Source organism: Methylobacterium nigriterrae (assembly GCF_037106235.1).
GTDB classification, from domain to species: Bacteria; Pseudomonadota; Alphaproteobacteria; order Rhizobiales; family Beijerinckiaceae; genus Methylobacterium; species Methylobacterium nigriterrae.
Window position 1 is genome coordinate 1 of the sequence record NZ_JBAWTG010000915.1, and the last position, 267, is coordinate 267.

At 71.2% G+C, this 267-nt stretch carries 1 protein-coding gene; it reads left to right on the forward strand.

The window, feature by feature from the left end; all coding sequences use genetic code 11:
- Positions 1–241: 6,7-dimethyl-8-ribityllumazine synthase (locus tag WDW90_RS39665; protein WP_336493064.1), on the forward strand; the 241-nt coding region annotated here is incomplete at its 5' end.
- Positions 242–267 lie beyond the last annotated feature (26 nt).

Genomic DNA, 267 nt, shown 5'->3' on the forward strand with positions numbered 1-267 from the left:
GGGCGTCATCATCCGGGGCGGTACTCCCCACTTCGACTTCGTCTCCAACGCCGCGACGGACGGACTGGTGCGCGTCGCACTGGACACCGGCAAACCCGTGGGCTTCGGCGTGCTCACCCTCGACGACGAGCAGCAGGGACTGGACCGTGCCGGCCTGCCCGGCTCGAAGGAAGACAAGGGCGCGGAGGCCGCCGAGGCCGCACTCGCGACGGCGCGCATCCTGCAGGGCCTGTCGAACTGACCTCCTGTCCGTAGCGTCGCGGCGGG